The sequence below is a fragment of the Caulobacter sp. FV2ps19 genome, from assembly GCF_058681035.1.
Window position 1 is genome coordinate 3,880,872 of sequence record NZ_CM178729.1, and the last position, 15,523, is coordinate 3,896,394.

Genomic DNA, 15,523 nt, shown 5'->3' on the forward strand with positions numbered 1-15,523 from the left:
AATCAGAACCAGGCTCGAATCCCGAACACCAGACTGGTCTCTCCGGTCCGCTCACCGGCCGCGCGAGCTAGGTCGGCGCCATCGCCAAAGGTCCGGTGACGCAGCACGCCGACATAGGGCGCGAACTCACGGCGGATCTCATAGCGCAACCGCAGGCCCAGTTCGGCGTCGCCGCTGTCGTCTGCCAGATTGGTCTCGACCTTGGTCTGCAGGATCAGCCGGGTCGTCACGCGCAGGTCATGCGCCGCCTCGATCCGGGCCGACAGGTCGCCGCGATTCGACAGGAAGGCAGTGGCCTTGATCTCGATCCAGTAGGGCGCGACGCCCTCGACGCCCAGGGCGGCATAGGTTCGCCCCTTGGGCTCGACGTCGGCGCGCAGCCCGGCCTGCAGGTCGAAATAGGGGCCGATCGGGCGCGCATACAGGCCCTGGACCTCGGCGCTGTCCCAGCCGGCGCCGTCGACATGCTCACCCCGCGCCTTGACCACCCATTTGGACGCGTCGTCGCCGATCCAGGCCTCGCCCTCGAAGGCTGCGGCGTCGGGGCCCTTGCGCACATGGGCCTCGGCCTGGTCGATCAGCACCATCCTGTAGGCGCCGCCGCCGTGCTCGCCCTGCAGAATGGCCCGAGCGGCGGCCATGCGGGCCGGATCATAGAAGCGCTCGGCGGCGTGATCGGTCGGGACAGGCGGCGCCGTCGCCATCCCCGTCATGTCGTGGCCAGCGTGAGGGTCGGCGGCCATCTTCGACATGTCGTGCCCGGCGTGAGGGTCGGCGGGCGCGGCCTGCTCCGCCGTGGCGGCCGGCGGCGCCATCTGGTGATGGTCGTGCTGCAGCAGGGCCAAGGCCATCAGCAGGGCGACGGTCATGCCGAAGCCCCGTCGAGCGGCCGGACGGTGACGACGTTGAACATCCCGGCATGCATATGCATCAGCATATGGCAGTGGAACGCCCAGTCGCCCGGCGCGTCGGCGGTCAGGTCGAAGGCCACCTTGCCGCCCGGGGCGACATTGACGGTGTGCTTGCGCGGATTGTGGCCGTCATGGCCGTTGACCACCTCAAAGAAGTGGCCGTGCAGATGGATCGGGTGGGCCATCATCGAGTCATTGACCAGCAGCACCCGCACCCGCTCGTCGCGCTGCAGGGCGATGGGCTTCTTGAGCGGACCAAAAGCCTGGCCGTCGAACGCCCACATGAAGCGCTCCATATTGCCGGTCAGATGGATCTCGAGGGTGCGGCCGGGCGGACGCGGATCGGGATTGGCGTCCAGGGCGATCAGATCGGTATAGAGCAGGACCCTGTGGCCGACGTCCTCAAGCCCCTGCGGCGGCTCACCCAGACGATCGGCGGGCATCGGGGCGATGCTCTGGACGCCGGGGCCCAGGGTCACCGTCGCCGGCGCATTGGCCGGATCGCGCATGGCCATGCTCATGCCCGGCATGTCATGGCCGGCCATGCCGCCCATATCCATGCCCATATCCTTCATGGTCGCCAGAGGCCGGCCGCGCAGGGCCGGGACCGGCGCGCTCATCCCCAGGCGCGGGGCCAGGGTGGCGCGCGCCATCCCTGAACGGTCGGCGGCCTCGGCCACCAGGGTGAAGGCGCGATCGCTGTTCGGCTGAACGATGACGTCATAGGTCTCGGCCGGGGCGATCTGGAACTCGTCGACGCTGACCGGCTGGACATTCTGGCCGTCGGCCGAGACCACGCTCATTGGCAGATCCGGGATGCGGACATTGAAGATCGTCATCGCCCCGGCATTGACGAAGCGCAGCCGCACCCGCTCGCCGGGCCTGAACAGGCCCGTCCAGTTGTCGCCTGGCCCTTGGCCGTTGATCAGGAAGGTGTAGGTCGAGCCGGTGACGTCGAGAACGTCGGTCGGATCCATGCGCATCCTGGCCCATTCCAGACGGTCCTTCAGTGGCTGGTCGCGCCCGGCCAGCAGGCCCGCGACGGTCTGCTTCTGATCGTTGAAATAGCCGGCCTGGGCCTTCAGCTTTTGCATGATCTGATGGGGATGCAGAAAGCTGTGGTCCGACAGCACCACCACGTGCTCGCGGTCATAGCTCACCGGATCGGGCGTCGCCGGATCGATGACGATGGGGCCAAAGACGCCCATCTGCTCCTGCAGGCCCGAATGGCTGTGATACCAGTAGGTCCCAGACTGGCCGACTTGGAACTCATAGACGAAGGTCTCGCCCGGCCTGATCCCCGGAAAGCTGACGCCCGGTACGCCGTCCATCTGGAAGGGCACCAGCAGGCCGTGCCAGTGGATGGAGGTGTCCTCATCCAGGGTGTTGGTCACCGACAGGCGGACGCGCTGACCCTCCTTCAGGCGGATCAGCGGCCCGGGCACAGTTCCATTGACGGCGATGGCGTGGCCGACCTTGCCGTCGACAGTGACGGAGGCATGGCCGATGGTCAGGGCGATCTCGTCACCGCTCAGGATTTCCGGTGGGCGGCGGGCGTCCCCGGCCCGCGCCCAGGCTGGCGGCAGCCCGCTCAGGCCCACGGCTGTCGCGGCGGTCAGCATCTGGCGCCGGTCGATGGCCCGCATAACGATCAAGTCTCCTGAGGGAGGATGAACAGGTGCGTGTCCGGGTTCCCCACCCCGTGACACTTGGGATATCACCCCGAACATGTCCAGAAGCACGCCCGCGACAATCGCCCTGGCCAAGGCCGGGATCGCCTTCGACCTGCGGACCTATGACTATGATCCAGGTTCGGAACGGGTCGGTCTGCAGGCGGCGGAGGCCCTGGGCGAAGATCCCGCCCGCGTCCTGAAAACCCTGGTGGTGCTGCTGGACGGCAAGCCCGCCTGCGTGGTGCTGCCGTCCGACCAGGAGGTCAGCATGAAAAAGCTGGCAGCCGCCCTGGGCGGCAAGTCGGCGGCCATGATGCCGGTTCCCGACGCCGAACGGATCACTGGCTACAAGGTCGGCGGCGTCAGTCCATTCGGTCAGAAGAAGCGGATGCCCACGGCGATCGAGGAAGCCGCCCTCGCCCACCCCTATGTCTTCGTCAACGGCGGCCAGCGCGGCTTGCAGGTCAAGCTGGCGCCGGCGGATCTGGTCTCGGCGCTGGGCGCGAAGACCGCCGCCATCGTCGCTTGATATGTCCCGGTCTTCTCGCCTATAAGCCGGCCCTTCCTGGTCCGGTTGGGTAGCTCAGATGGTTAGAGCGGTGGATTCATAACCCACAGGTCGGCGGTTCGATCCCGCCTCCAACCACCAGGACGGTTTTCCACACAGCGTTGAGAGTTCCCGCCGGCCAGCCCCGGCGCCGACCGAGTCGCCTATAGGTGTCAGTCCGGACCACACCCGGTCCAGACTGAGGATGGAAGGTCTGCGACCATGATTGTGCTGCATCCCAGCGAGGTCTTCCTGCTTGAATGGAAGTCGGTCTATCGCGGCGCCCCGGCGCGGCTGCCCGACAGCGCCTGGACGGTCATCGCGAAGAGCGCCGACACGGTCGAGCGCATCCTGGCGCGAGGCGAGCCCGTCTACGGCATCAATACCGGCTTTGGGAAACTGGCCAGCGTCCGGATCAGCGACGGAGATCTGGAAACCCTGCAGCGCAATATCGTGCTGTCTCACGCCGCCGGAACGGGCGAGCCTTCGCCGGTTCCGGTGATCCGCCTGATGATGGCCCTGAAGATGGCCAGCCTGGCCCAGGGCGCGTCGGGCGTGCGGGTCGAGACAGTCAAGCTGATCGAGGCCATGCTGGTCCGCGGCCTGACGCCGGTGATCCCCTGCCAGGGCTCGGTCGGAGCCTCGGGCGATCTGGCCCCGCTGGCCCACATGGCCGCCGCCATGATCGGGGTCGGCGAGATGTTCGTCGACGGCGTTCGCACGCCCGCCGCTCAGGCTCTGGACGACGCCGGTCTTGAGCCGCTGGTGCTGGGCCCCAAGGAAGGCCTGGCCCTGCTGAACGGCACCCAGTTCTCGACCGCCAACGCCCTGGCCGGCCTGTTCGAGGCCGAGCTGCTGTTCCAGTCGGCCCTGGTCACCGGGGCCCTGGCCACCGAAGCCGCCAAGGGCTCGGACACCCCGTTTGATCCGCGCATCCACCGTCTGCGTCGCCATGTCGGCCAGATGGAGACCGCCGCCGCCCTGCGCGAGCTGATGGCCGGCTCGGCCATCCGCGCCTCGCACCTGAAGCAGGACGAGCGGGTGCAGGATCCCTACTGCCTGCGCTGCCAGCCGCAGGTGATGGGCGCGGCGCTGGATATCCTGCGCCAAGCGGCGACCACCCTGGCCAACGAAGCCAATGGCGTGACCGACAATCCGCTGATCTTCGTCGAGACCGACGAGGCCCTGTCGGGCGGCAATTTCCACGCCGAGCCGGTGGCTTTCGCCGCCGACATCATCGCCCTGGCGGTCTGCGAGATCGGCTCGATCGCCGAGCGCCGCATCGCCATGCTGGTCGACCCGGCCCTGTCGGGACTGCCGGCCTTCCTGACCCCCAAGCCCGGTCTCAATTCCGGCTTCATGATCCCGCAGGTCACCGCCGCCGCCCTGGTGTCGGAGAACAAGCAGAAGGCCTATCCGGCCAGTGTCGACTCGATCCCCACCTCGGCCAATCAGGAGGATCATGTCTCGATGGCCGCCCATGGCGCCCGACGGCTGCTGGCCATGGTCGACAGCGCTACGGCGATCGTCGGCATCGAGCTGCTGGCCGCCGTCCAGGGCTGCGACTTCCACGCGCCGCTGAAGTCCAGCCCCGTGCTCGAAGCCGTGCGGGCCCTGGTGCGCAAGCAGGTGCCCCATCTCACCGATGATCGGCATTTCCACCCCGACATGGAAGCGGCCAACGCCCTGATCCGCTCGGGCGCGGTGATCGCCACGGCCAGCGACCTGCCCGGTCTGTCTTAGGCGAGCGCCTCTATTTCCCCGTCAGCAGCTTGGCCGCCTGGGCGGCGCTGAGCTTGTTGACGTCGCGATCGACCGCATAGTTGGCCGCCTGCATGGTCTTCACATCGATGCTGCCGGCCAGCGGCGCCAGGGCCGCGGTCAGGCGCTTGTCCCCGGCCCTCTTCGGCGAGATCAGGATCACCGCGTCATAGGGCGGCAGGGCTCCCTTGGGGTCGCCCAACAGGATCAGGTCATCGGCCGCGATCCGCCCGTCGCTGGAGAAGGCCGAGATCACGTCGGCCTCGCCCGAGGCCAGGGCGCGGTACATGAAGGTGGGCTGGAACTGGCGTCGGGCCCTGAAGCGCAGGCCATAGGCCGTCTCGACGCTCTTCCATTCAGGCCGCGAGAAGAACTCCAGATCGCCGCCCAGGGTCAGGCCGCCGCCCTTGGCGGCCAGATCGGCTAGGGTGACGATGCCCAGGGCCTGGGCCTTGTCGCGGCGCATGGCCAGGGCATAGGCGTTCTCGAAGCCCAACGGAGCCAGCAGCACCACGCCGTCGCGGGCTTTCAGCTCGGTGCGCAGCTGGTCCAGCACCGCCTGGCGACCGGGATTGTCCTTGCGGTTCAGGACATTGGCCCACAGCGTGCCCGAATAGTCGACATAGGCGTCGATCTCGCCGGCCGCCAGGGCGCGATAGGCGACGGCCGAGCCCAGATTGATCTTGCGCTCGACCCGCGCGCCCCGGGCCTCCAGCCGGTCAGCCATCAGTTCGGCCAGGATATATTGCTCGGAGAAGTTCTTGGCCCCAATCACATAGGCCGCAGGTCCGCGCTGCAGCGCCGCGCCGGCCAGGGGCGCGAGGGCGGCGACCAGGCCGATCGCCAGCCCCGCAAGACCGGCGATCCAGAGGCGGCGATCTCGTCGCCCCACCCCGCTCTCGATCAGGCCCAGCAGTTGATCGACCAGCAGGGCCAGGCCGGCCGCGGCGGCGCAGCCGACCAGCACCGCCACCCAGTCCTCGGTCTGCAGGCCTGAAAAGATGTAGTCGCCCAGCGAGGTCTGGCCGACCGGGGTCGACAGGGTGGCCGCGCCGATGGTCCACACCGCCGCCGTCCGCACTCCGGCCATGATCACCGGCAGGGCCAGGGGCAGCTCCACCCGCCACAGCCGCTGGCTGTCGGTCATGCCCACGCCGCGCGCCGCCTCGACCACGGCCGGATCCACGCCGCCCAGCCCCGCCGCCGTGTTGCGCAGGATCGGCAGCATCGAATACAGGGTCAGGGCCAGCAGCGACGGCAGGAAGCCCAGGGCCGAAAAGCCGTGGCCGGTCAGCCTGACGCTCAGGCCCGACAGCAGCAGCAGCAGCGGGAAGAACAGGGCCAGCAGGGCCAGGCTGGGAATGGTCTGAACAAGGCCCGCCAGCGACAGCGACACCCAACGCAAGCGAGGATTGCGGGCCGCCAGCACCCCCAGTGGCAGGGCGATCAGCAGGCCCAGGCCCAGGGCGGCGGCCGACAGGGCGACGTGCCAGCCCAGGCGCTGGGGCAGCAGGCTCAGGGCTTGATGCAGCGGCTCATCCATCGGCGCGGCTCCCGGCCAGGGCGGCCAGCCGTTCGGCCTGACGGCGCGGGGCCTCAATCAGAGCGGCGACGCGCGGATCGGCGTGGGTGTGGGTCAGCAGGGCGGCCGGCGTGTCATCGGCGATGACCCGCCCGCCCGTCATGACCACCACGCGGTCGGCCATTAGCAGGGCCTCGCCGACATCATGGGTGACCATCACCGTGGTCAGGTTCAGGGTCTGGTGCAGACGGCGGACGTCGTCGGCCAGGGCGACGCGGGTTACGGGGTCGAGCGCCCCGAACGGCTCGTCCATCAGCAGGATCGACGGCTCGGCGGCCAGGGCCCGGGCCACGCCCACCCTCTGGCGTTGGCCGCCCGACAGTTCGGCCGGCAGGCGCGGGGCCACGGCGCGGGACAGGTCGACCAGATCCAGCAGGCTGTCGACCCGCGCGGCGATCCGCTCGGCCGGCCAGTCCAGCAGCCGGGGCGTGACGCCGATGTTCTGAGCCACGGTCAGGTGCGGGAACAGGCCCACCTCCTGAAATACGTAGCCGATGCCGCGCCGCAGGGCCGGGCCCGGCTGGTCGGCCACCTCGCGGCCATCGATCAGCACCCGCCCCGTGGTGGGCGTGATCAGGGCGTTGAGGGTCTTGAGCAGGGTGGTCTTGCCGGCCCCCGAGCCGCCGACCAGGGCGACGAACTGGCCCCGGGGGATCGACAGGCTGACGTCAAACACCACCGCCACGCCGTCATAGGTCTTGCCCAGGTGCTGGACGCAAATCGCTTCAGGGGCGTCAGTCATGCGGTCTCCGGCGGCGCGCCGCCCTACCCTGGCCCGGATCGCCCTCAACGGAAAGCCTGGCTGCGACATCGCGGCGCGCGGCGAATGACGCAGTGGTCCGCAACCCTCCCCGCGCCGATGCTGATCATGGCTAATCGGAGATTCATCATGGCGACGCCCCGCCAGACCGCCCCGCCAGACCGCCCCGTTCGACGCCCGTCGCAAACGCCGCGCCAGCCCCTGGCCCCTGGGTCTGTCGGTCGTGGTGATGACCCTGGCCAATCTGGCGCTGTGGTACGGCATCTATGCCCTGACCCACGGGATTTTCGGGGTCGATCCTCGGTTCTTCGCCGGACTCTAGGGGCCCGCCGCGAAGGATCGACGAGCGCGTAGATCGCCAGCGTGATGGCTCAACAGTCTGAGGGGCGCGGGGGTTCGTGACGCCTGGGCAGACCCGCATACTCAAGACCGACCTTGCACGACCGAAGGCCGTCTTCAAACCCAACGCACACGACGCGGCGAAACACGGTCTCTCGCGGCTCAGGCGACCGGCACAAGAATGCGGCCGTTCGCGCCGTCACCCTGTATAACGAGGTTCGTGCCCAACCTGCTGGAACGCGCCGCGAGGCGTTGCAGAATGGCCTTGCTCCGCTGCGGCGACGCAAAGGCCGGCGCACCCCGGGTCGCCATGTCCTCGGGTCCACCCCGACCGATCTCGTTCAACACAATCGGCGACAACCGCACCGAGGCGCAACGACCGCGCTCGAACACACAGTCGACCACCACGCCCTCCCAGGCCTCGGCCGGATAGGCGCCAGGAGGCTTCTCGGTCTGGAAGATGAAGTTGCCCAGGCCGAAGAACAGCGGCGCGCGGCGGTAGATCTCGACCCCCTGCAGGATCGGCGCGCCGTGTCCGACAAACACCGACGCGCCAGCCTCGACGCAACGATGGGCGAAGGCGCGTTGCCACTCGGGAACCTGGGTCATGTCCGGCTCCCAGTCGTGATTGTGGTGATAGACAACCACCGCCCCGCTTTGCCGGCCGGCGGCGGCGATGGCCTCAAGGATCCGGGTGGCGTCGGCTTCGACCGGCTGGCCGGCGGCGTCGCGGCGCAGCTCATTGACGCCCGGGCGGTCGGCGGCGGCGGCCCCGCCCTCACGGATCTTGCCCGTGGCGAAAGCCACGAGGCCGACGGGCCCCGCCGGCGTGGCGCAATAGGCCGGCGCCGAGGCGCGCGCCAGATCGACACCCGTTCCCGCTGACGGCAGGCCTGCGGCGGCGATCGCATCCAGGGTGTCGAGCACCCCGCCCGAGCCCAGGTCGAAGGCGTGGTTGCCGGCCGTGGCCAGCAGATTGATATGGACGCCCTTCAAGGTTTCCAGCACCGCCGCGTCGCCCGCATGCAGAGTCAGGATCTCCCGGGTGGGGGCCCCGGCCCGAGGTCCCTGGATCACCGTCTCCAGATTGCTGAAGACAACATCGGCCTTGGCCAGGCGACCGGCGATGGCGGCCCGTCCCGGCCAGTCAGCACCGGGCAAGTCATGCTCGATCAGCGATTGACCCAAGAGGCTGATGCGAAGACCCCGAGGCGCGGCTTGAGCGGCCGGCGTCAGGGTCGCCAGACCCGTAAACAGGCCCGTGGCCAGAAGTTTCCTGCGGTTCATGAACACTTCTCCCCGCCACCTGTCGTCTCGACGGGCAGCACGAAGACGGTATGCGGACCGGACTTGCGAAGCTACGGTATGCAGAGAGGCTATGGGGCGATACCAATCTTGGCGGACGCGCTCCACAACCTCATGCCAATCCTACGGTTGACCCCAGCCTGAAGGTCATAAAGCGTCGCCTTGTTTGGCGGCGTGGCATTAATTTCTAGCTGAAAAACCAGCTAACCATGCGCCAATCGCATGAGGCGATCACAAACTCCAATAACGTTGCGCGTTGAAACAGCCGAAACCTAGGCTTGTTCGTCGGCAGGGGAGCCATGCGCGGTCGGCGCGGGGCGCGGCTGACGAACAGGGGACTATCAATGCAAGCTTCGACCTTGCGCGCCTTGTGCGCGGGAACCGCCTACGCGGCTTTGCTGGCCGGCGGCCTCGCCGCGCCCGCCTTCGCTCAGACCGCAGCCGGGCCCGCCGCGGCCCAGGCCGACGAGCCCATCGCCATCGAAGCGATCGTCGTCACCGGCTCGCGCATCCAGCGCAAGGACGCCGACACCGTAGGGGTGGTCACCACCCTGACCGAGCAAGACATCAAGAACTCGGGCGCGGGTTCGGTGGGTGAACTGCTGCAGAAGCTGCCCTCGGCGGGCGTGAGCCTCAGCAGCAACGGCACCCAGGGCACCTCCTACGGCGCCAGCTCGATCAATCTGCGCTATCTGGGCGGCTCCGAGGGCAGCGGCAACCGCGTTCTGGTGCTGGTTGACGGCCACCGCTGGGTGGACGGTGTCGGCCAGCGCGGCTTCCGCGACTTCGTCGACCTCAACACCATGCCCCTGGGCATGATCGAGGGCGCGGAAGTGCTGAAGGACGGCGCCTCGGCGATCTACGGCGCTGACGCCATCGCCGGCGTGGTCAATCTGAAGACCCTCCGCGACTTCAACGGCGTCAAGGCGCAGGCCAAGTACGGCGTCAGCTCGCAGGGCGACGGTCAGCAGTATTCGGGCGTGGTCAACTTCGGCAAGCTGTTCGACAAGAGCGCCCTGGTGGTCTCGCTCAGCTACGTCAAGGACAAGCCGATCCTGACCGCCGATCGTGACCTGACCCGCACGACCCTGGTCCCGGCCACCGCCGCCGGCACCAGCCCCAATGGCCTGTTCATTCTGCCGGGCCTGTCCAACAACGCCTATTTCGGCACAGCCAGCGGCTTCGCCTCTTCGTCCGCGCCCGTCGCCTTCACGGCCGGATCGACGATCGGCGCTGGCGCCGCCGCCGACAGCGCCTTCCACACCGCCACCCTGGCCGGCGACTACTACAACACCCAAGCCCAGGGCATCTATTCGGCAGGCCCCAGCGAGCGCTACGGGATCTACAGCCGCTTCACGACCGAGTTGACCGACAAGGTGCGGCTGAAGGTCGAAGGGCTGTTCAATGAGCGCAAGTCAGACCAGTTGTTCTCGCCGGTCCTGCTCGATATCGGCGGCAGCGCCGGCACGATCCGCGGCTTCGCCATCCCCAACAACCAGGCCTACAACCCGTTCGGCACGGCCAACGGCGTGCCCACCGCCAACGCCGTCGGCTTCGCCGCCAACCAGGCCTGGCGCATCCGCAAGGTGATGACCGAGGTCGGCAACCGCAACAACGTCCAAGACGTAAAAACCTACCGCATCGCCGGCGGGCTGGACGGCGAGGTCAACCTGATCGGCCGCGACTGGAAATGGGACGTCTACGGCCTGTATTCGAAAAACAAGATCGAGACCCAGGCGCTGAACGGCGTCAACTACGACAAGCTGGCCCTCGGCCTGGGCGCCAACTGCGCCGCGACGGCGGGCTGTGTGCCGATCAACCTGTTCTCGACCATGACCGCCGAACAGGCCGCCTATATCCGCTACACGGCCCGGGAATCGAACCAGACCGAGATCTACGACTTCACGGCCAACATCACCGGCGAGCTGTTCCAGCTGCCGGCCGGCCCCCTGGCCATCGCCGCAGGCTATGAGCATCGCAAGAACAAGGCCTCGGACTCCCCCGACGCCTACGTCAACGCCCTGCCAACCAACATCCCAACCCCGGCGGCGGGCTCGGCCTATGCCAGCAACACCACCACCACGGCCCAGACCCGAATTGCGACTATCGGCCAATACAGCCTCGACGAGGTCTATGTCGAAGCCGCCGTGCCGCTGCTGAAGGACGTTGCTCTGGCCAAGAGCCTGGATATCAGCCTGGCCGCCCGCTATTCCGACTATGACACCGTCGGCGGCGACAGCACGCTGAAGGCCGGCATCGGCTGGCGGCCAATCGAAGATATTCTGGTGCGCGGCACCTATTCGCAGGGCTTCCGCGCGCCGTCGATCCTGGAGCTGTATCAGGGCGGCCGCCAGACCAGCTTCCAGGGCGCCGATCCGTGCAATGGCGGCGCGGCGGCCAATGCCGGCCTGCCAGGCTGCGCCGGCGTGCCTGCGGGCTACAACCAGGCCAGCTACAATCTCAACGGCCTGATCCCCGGCACCATCGCCGGCAACACCAAGCTCAAGGCCGAAACCGCCGACACCTACAGCGCCGGCGTCGCCATCAAGCCCCGCTTCCTGCCCGGCTTCAGCGCCACGATCGACTGGTACCAGATCACTGTTCAGGACGCGATCGCCAGCCAGTCGGCCACCCAGATCCTCAGCCTCTGCGCCCAGCAGGGCGGCGTGTTCTGCAACCTGGTCACCCGCGACACCTCCACCGGCGCCATCACCAACCTGCAGCAGGGCGTGCTGAATCTGGCCGAGATCAAGACCTCGGGCGTCGACAGCACCCTGCGCTATGAGCGCAGCACCAGCGTCGGCCGCTTCGCCGCCGTGCTCGATACGTCGTATCTGGAGAGCTTCAAGACCACGAGCCCCAACGCGGCGGGCGGCGCGCCGATCGTCGACGAGCGGGCCGGCAAGGGCGACCAGTCGCGCTCGACCTATCCGCACTGGAAGGGCCAGGCGTCGCTGAAGTGGGATAACGGCCCTTGGACCGCCCTGTGGCGCGGCCGCTATATCGGCGAGACCACCGATGTCGTGAACACCGTCAAGGACGCCAAGACCGACGCCATCTTCTACAACGATCTGGAAGGCGGCTATCAGTTCGACAAGTACGACACGGCGGTCAGCATCGGGGTCAGCAACGTCTTCGACAAGGCCCCGCCGGCCTCGTACGCCAACGCCCCGATCAACTACGACATCTACACCTATGACGCCCGCGGCCGTTACGGCTACGTCCGCGTCTCGGCCAAGTTCTAGGCCTCGCAGTCGAGGGAGCGACGGCTTCGGCCGTCGCTCCTTCAGCTCGCCATATGAAGTTTCCGAGGATCGCCTGATGAGCTCGCCGCCTGAAGCCCCCCATGGCGCCCCCGTGGACGGGCACGCTCGCCCCGACGGGTTTCGTCTGCATCCCACCCTTGTGATGCTGGTGGTCATCCTGCTGGCCGCCCTAGCCACCCATGTCCTGCCGGCCGGCAAGTTCCAGCGGCGAGGCAAGCTGGTCGTGCCCGGCAGCTACAAGGTCGTGCCCAAGGTCGCCGGCCCCACCGCCCTGTTTGCGTCCACGCCGCCGGACGCCAAGGAAAAGCCGGCGCGCGCCGCTAGCGTCGTCTCACTGGTCACCACTATTCCAGCCGGCATGACCAAGGCCGCCGCCCTGATCTTCATGGTCATGTTCGTCGGCGGCATGTTTGCGGTCATGCGCGCTACCGGCGCCATCGACGCCGGGGTCGATCGCCTGCTGAACCTGACCTCCGGCAACCTCTATGTATTGACCCCGATCCTGATGATCGTGCTGGCCATGGGCAGCACCTTCCTGGGGTTCATCTCGGAATACCTGGTGATCATCCCGATCGTGGCGGTGATCGGCCAGCGCATGGGCCTGCCCAACCTGTTCACCATGGCCGTAGTCGCCGTGGCCGCCAAGATCGGCTACGCCGCCTCGGTGACCAATCCCGTCGCCCTGGCCATCGCCCAGCCCCTGGCCGGCGTGCCGGTGTTCAGCGGCATGCTGGCGCGGTTCGGGATCTTCGTCCTCTTCCTGACCCTCGGCATCGGCTTCGTTCTCCTGTACCTGAGCAAGGTCGCCCCCAAGGCCGCCGCCGAGGCCGTTGCGCGCTTTGACGCCCCGCGTCTGACCTTTCGCCAGACCGGCGTACTGCTGACCTTGCTGGCCGGCGGCATCGCCCTGATCGTCGGCGCCCGCCTGTGGGACTGGGGCAATCCTCAACTGGCCGCCTTCTATGTGGCCATGAGCGTAGCGATCGGCCTGGTCGGCGGACTGGGCGCGGGCCACACGGCCGACGCCTTCGTCGATGGCATGAAGTCGATGATGCTGGCCTGTCTGCTGATCGGCCTGGCCGCCGCTGTCGAGATCATCCTGCGCGACAGCCAGGTGCTGGACACCACCATCGCCGGCGCCACCCGTCTGGCCCAGGGCCATGCCCCGCCGGTGGTCGCCAACGCCCTGATGATGATCGAGATGGGTCTGGACATCGTCATCCCCAGCGTCTCGGGCAAGGCCACGCTGAGCATCCCGATCCTGGCCCCGATCGCTCAGGCCTCGGGCGTGGGCGGTCCGACCCTGGTCATCGCCTTCCTGCTGGGCAGCGGCCTGATGAACATGCTCACCCCCACCTCCGGCATGCTGCTGGCCTATCTGGCCACGGCCAGGGTCGGCTATCTGGAGTGGGTGAAATTCATCGCTCCGCTGCTGGCGGTGCTGGTCGTTCTGGCTGTGATCATCCTGGCGCTGGCGGCGGTGCGCCTGTGAGCGACACCGACGACGAAGCCTCAGAGCTCTTCATCCCCCCCGCCGACGTTCATGTGACGCGCGACGTGATGGTGACGATGCGCGACGGCGTCCGCCTGGCCACCGACATCTACCGTCCAGCCATCGACGGCCGTCCGATCGATACGCCCCTGCCCGTGCTGCTTGAGCGCACCCCCTATGACAAGCGGGGGACCAATCACGGCGACCGCACGCGCGATGACCCGATCCCGCGCTCCAAGCCCGAACTGGCCGTCGACTTCGTACGGGGCGGCTATGTCGTGGCCCTGCAGGACTGCCGGGGTCGCTACGCCTCTGAAGGCGTTTTCGAGAAATACCTCAACGAGGGCGCCGACGGCGTCGACACGATCGCCTGGCTGGTCAGCCGCCCCTGGTGCGACGGCAAGGTCGGGACGCTGGGCCTGTCCTATGGCGCCCACGTCCAGAGCGCTCTGGCCTGCCTGGATCCGCCGGCTCTGGCGGCGATGTTCCTCGACTCCGGCGGCTTTTCCAGCGCGTTCCACTCCGGCATCCGCCAGGGTGGAGCCTTCGAGCTGAAACAGGCGACCTGGGCCTACAAGCACGCCCTGCTGAGCCCCGCCACCAAGTCCGATCCCGAACGTCTGGCGGCCCTGAAGGCTCAGGACTTGAAAGCCTGGTTCAAACGCATGCCGTGGTCGGAGGGCCAATCCCCCCTCGCCGCCGCGCCGGAATACGAGAAGTACCTGCTGGACCAGTGGCGCAACGGTCTGTTCGGCCCCTACTGGAAGCAGAACGGCCTCTATGCCGCCGGCGCCTACGACGCCTATGCCGATGCGCCCATGGTCCACATGAGCAGCTGGTACGATCCCTACACTCTGACCGCGACCGAGAACTATCTGGGTCTGTCCGGCCGCAAAACCTCGCCGGTCAAGCTGATCCTGGGTCCCTGGACCCACGGACAACGCTCCGTCACCCATGCCGGCGATGTCGACTTCGGGTCCGAGGCCACGCTGGATGGCGCCCTGGAAGAAAACTTCGTCGCCCTGCGCCTGGCCTGGTTCGACGCCTGGCTGAAGGCGCCCCCGGGTCCCGATCCCCTGCCCACCGTCAAGCTTTTCGTGATGGGCGGCGGCTCGGGCGGCAAGACCCCCGAAGGGCGCCTTGACCACGGCGGCAGTTGGCGCGACGCGGATACCTGGCCGCCGGCCTCTTCGGTGACGACCGACTATTTCCTGCGGGCCGACGGCGATCTGACGACCGCAGCACCAACGGAAACAGAAGCCTTCCACGCCTATGTGCACGACCCCGCCAGGCCCGTGCCGACCCTCGGCGGGGCCATGGCCTCGGGCGCGCCCGTGATGGTGGCCGGGGCCTTCGATCAGCGCGAGGCGCCGGGCTTCTTCGGCTGCGACGCGCCCTATCGCCCCCTGGCCGAACGCGACGACGTGGTGGTGTTCCAGACCGCCCCGCTGGAGGCCGATGTCGAGGTGGTCGGCCCGATCCGCGCCGAACTGTTCATCAGTTCCGATTGCGTGGACACCGATTTCCACATCAAGCTGATCGACGTCCACCCGCCGTCCGAGGCCTATCCCGAGGGCTTCGCCATGAACTTGACCACAGGCGTTCTGCGGGCCCGCTATCGCGAAGGGTTCGACCACGAAACCCGGCTTGAGCCCGGTCAGGTCTATTCGATCGCGATCGAGGCCTTTCCGACCGCCAACCTGTTCGTCCAGGGGCACCGCATCCGACTGGATGTGTCATCGAGCAACTTCCCGCATTTCGACGTCAATCCGAACTCCGGCGAACCGGAGGGCTACGGACGCTCTCCCCGTCCAGCGCGAAATCGGATCTATGTCGATGCGGCGCGGCCGTCGCGCCTCCTGTTGCCGGTCACCCGGCGGTAGATCG

The 15,523-nt window shown here is 67.8% G+C and carries 10 protein-coding genes and 1 tRNA gene; 6 read left to right on the forward strand and 5 right to left on the reverse strand.

Going from position 1 to position 15,523, the window contains the following annotated elements:
- Positions 1–2 precede the first annotated feature (2 nt).
- The gene (locus ACW18B_RS18440) at positions 3–869 is read right to left on the reverse strand and encodes a copper resistance protein B (protein WP_492048457.1); all 867 of its coding nucleotides are present in this window, start codon (positions 867–869) and stop codon (positions 3–5) included.
- Positions 866–2,557, reverse strand: coding sequence for a copper resistance system multicopper oxidase (locus ACW18B_RS18445; protein WP_492048458.1), 1,692 nt, complete (start codon positions 2,555–2,557; stop codon positions 866–868). The genes ACW18B_RS18440 and ACW18B_RS18445 overlap by 4 nt, the downstream gene beginning before the upstream one ends.
- Before the next feature lie 82 nt (positions 2,558–2,639).
- On the opposite strand from ACW18B_RS18445, the gene ybaK reads away from it, so the two are divergent.
- From ybaK to hutH, 3 genes are all read left to right on the forward strand, one after another.
- Positions 2,640–3,113, forward strand: a complete 474-nt coding sequence (ybaK, locus tag ACW18B_RS18450) for a Cys-tRNA(Pro) deacylase (protein WP_492048459.1) — start codon at positions 2,640–2,642, stop codon at positions 3,111–3,113.
- Positions 3,114–3,156: 43 nt separating this feature from the next.
- Positions 3,157–3,233 (forward strand) — tRNA-Met (locus ACW18B_RS18455).
- A 120-nt stretch (positions 3,234–3,353) separates the two neighbouring features.
- Positions 3,354–4,874 (forward strand): histidine ammonia-lyase, encoded by a 1,521-nt coding sequence (gene hutH / locus ACW18B_RS18460; protein WP_492048460.1) that lies wholly within the window; start codon positions 3,354–3,356, stop codon positions 4,872–4,874.
- A gap of 10 nt (positions 4,875–4,884) precedes the next feature.
- Here hutH and ACW18B_RS18465 read toward each other — a convergent pair whose 3' ends face one another.
- From ACW18B_RS18465 to ACW18B_RS18475, 3 genes are all read right to left on the reverse strand, one after another.
- A complete protein-coding gene (locus ACW18B_RS18465) occupies positions 4,885–6,435 on the reverse strand; it encodes an ABC transporter permease/substrate-binding protein (RefSeq protein WP_492048461.1) in 1,551 nt (516 codons plus the stop codon).
- Entirely contained in the window at positions 6,428–7,216 is a 789-nt protein-coding gene (locus tag ACW18B_RS18470; RefSeq protein ID WP_492048462.1) for an ATP-binding cassette domain-containing protein, read from the reverse strand. Before ACW18B_RS18470 ends, ACW18B_RS18465 begins: the two co-directional genes overlap by 8 nt.
- A 519-nt stretch (positions 7,217–7,735) precedes the next feature.
- Positions 7,736–8,860 (reverse strand): CapA family protein, encoded by a 1,125-nt coding sequence (locus ACW18B_RS18475; protein WP_492048463.1) that lies wholly within the window; start codon positions 8,858–8,860, stop codon positions 7,736–7,738.
- A 317-nt stretch (positions 8,861–9,177) separates the two neighbouring features.
- Here ACW18B_RS18475 and ACW18B_RS18480 point away from each other — a divergent pair, with 317 nt between their 5' ends.
- From ACW18B_RS18480 to ACW18B_RS18490, 3 genes are all read left to right on the forward strand, one after another.
- Positions 9,178–12,123 carry a TonB-dependent receptor gene (locus ACW18B_RS18480; RefSeq protein ID WP_492048464.1) on the forward strand — a complete coding sequence of 982 codons (2,946 nt, stop codon included), beginning with the start codon at positions 9,178–9,180 and terminating at the stop codon, positions 12,121–12,123.
- Positions 12,124–12,199: 76 nt separating this feature from the next.
- Positions 12,200–13,636: a YfcC family protein gene (locus tag ACW18B_RS18485; RefSeq protein WP_492048465.1), complete on the forward strand. Its 1,437-nt coding sequence runs from the start codon at positions 12,200–12,202 to the stop codon at positions 13,634–13,636.
- Between the two features lie 68 nt (positions 13,637–13,704).
- The gene (locus tag ACW18B_RS18490; protein WP_492051783.1) at positions 13,705–15,519 is read left to right on the forward strand and encodes a CocE/NonD family hydrolase; all 1,815 of its coding nucleotides are present in this window, start codon (positions 13,705–13,707) and stop codon (positions 15,517–15,519) included.
- Positions 15,520–15,523: the final 4 nt, after the last annotated feature.

Coding starts and splice junctions, on each gene's coding strand:
- ACW18B_RS18490 (WP_492051783.1), top strand. CDS start 13,705: ATGGTGACGATGCGCGACGGCGTCCGCCTGGCCACCGACATCTACCGT.
- ACW18B_RS18445 (WP_492048458.1), bottom strand. CDS start 2,557: ATGCGGGCCATCGACCGGCGCCAGATGCTGACCGCCGCGACAGCCGTG.
- ACW18B_RS18465 (WP_492048461.1), bottom strand. CDS start 6,435: ATGGATGAGCCGCTGCATCAAGCCCTGAGCCTGCTGCCCCAGCGCCTG.
- hutH (WP_492048460.1), top strand. CDS start 3,354: ATGATTGTGCTGCATCCCAGCGAGGTCTTCCTGCTTGAATGGAAGTCG.
- ACW18B_RS18475 (WP_492048463.1), bottom strand. CDS start 8,860: ATGAACCGCAGGAAACTTCTGGCCACGGGCCTGTTTACGGGTCTGGCG.
- ACW18B_RS18470 (WP_492048462.1), bottom strand. CDS start 7,216: ATGACTGACGCCCCTGAAGCGATTTGCGTCCAGCACCTGGGCAAGACC.
- ACW18B_RS18440 (WP_492048457.1), bottom strand. CDS start 869: ATGACCGTCGCCCTGCTGATGGCCTTGGCCCTGCTGCAGCACGACCAT.
- ybaK (WP_492048459.1), top strand. CDS start 2,640: ATGTCCAGAAGCACGCCCGCGACAATCGCCCTGGCCAAGGCCGGGATC.
- ACW18B_RS18485 (WP_492048465.1), top strand. CDS start 12,200: ATGAGCTCGCCGCCTGAAGCCCCCCATGGCGCCCCCGTGGACGGGCAC.
- ACW18B_RS18480 (WP_492048464.1), top strand. CDS start 9,178: ATGCGCGGTCGGCGCGGGGCGCGGCTGACGAACAGGGGACTATCAATG.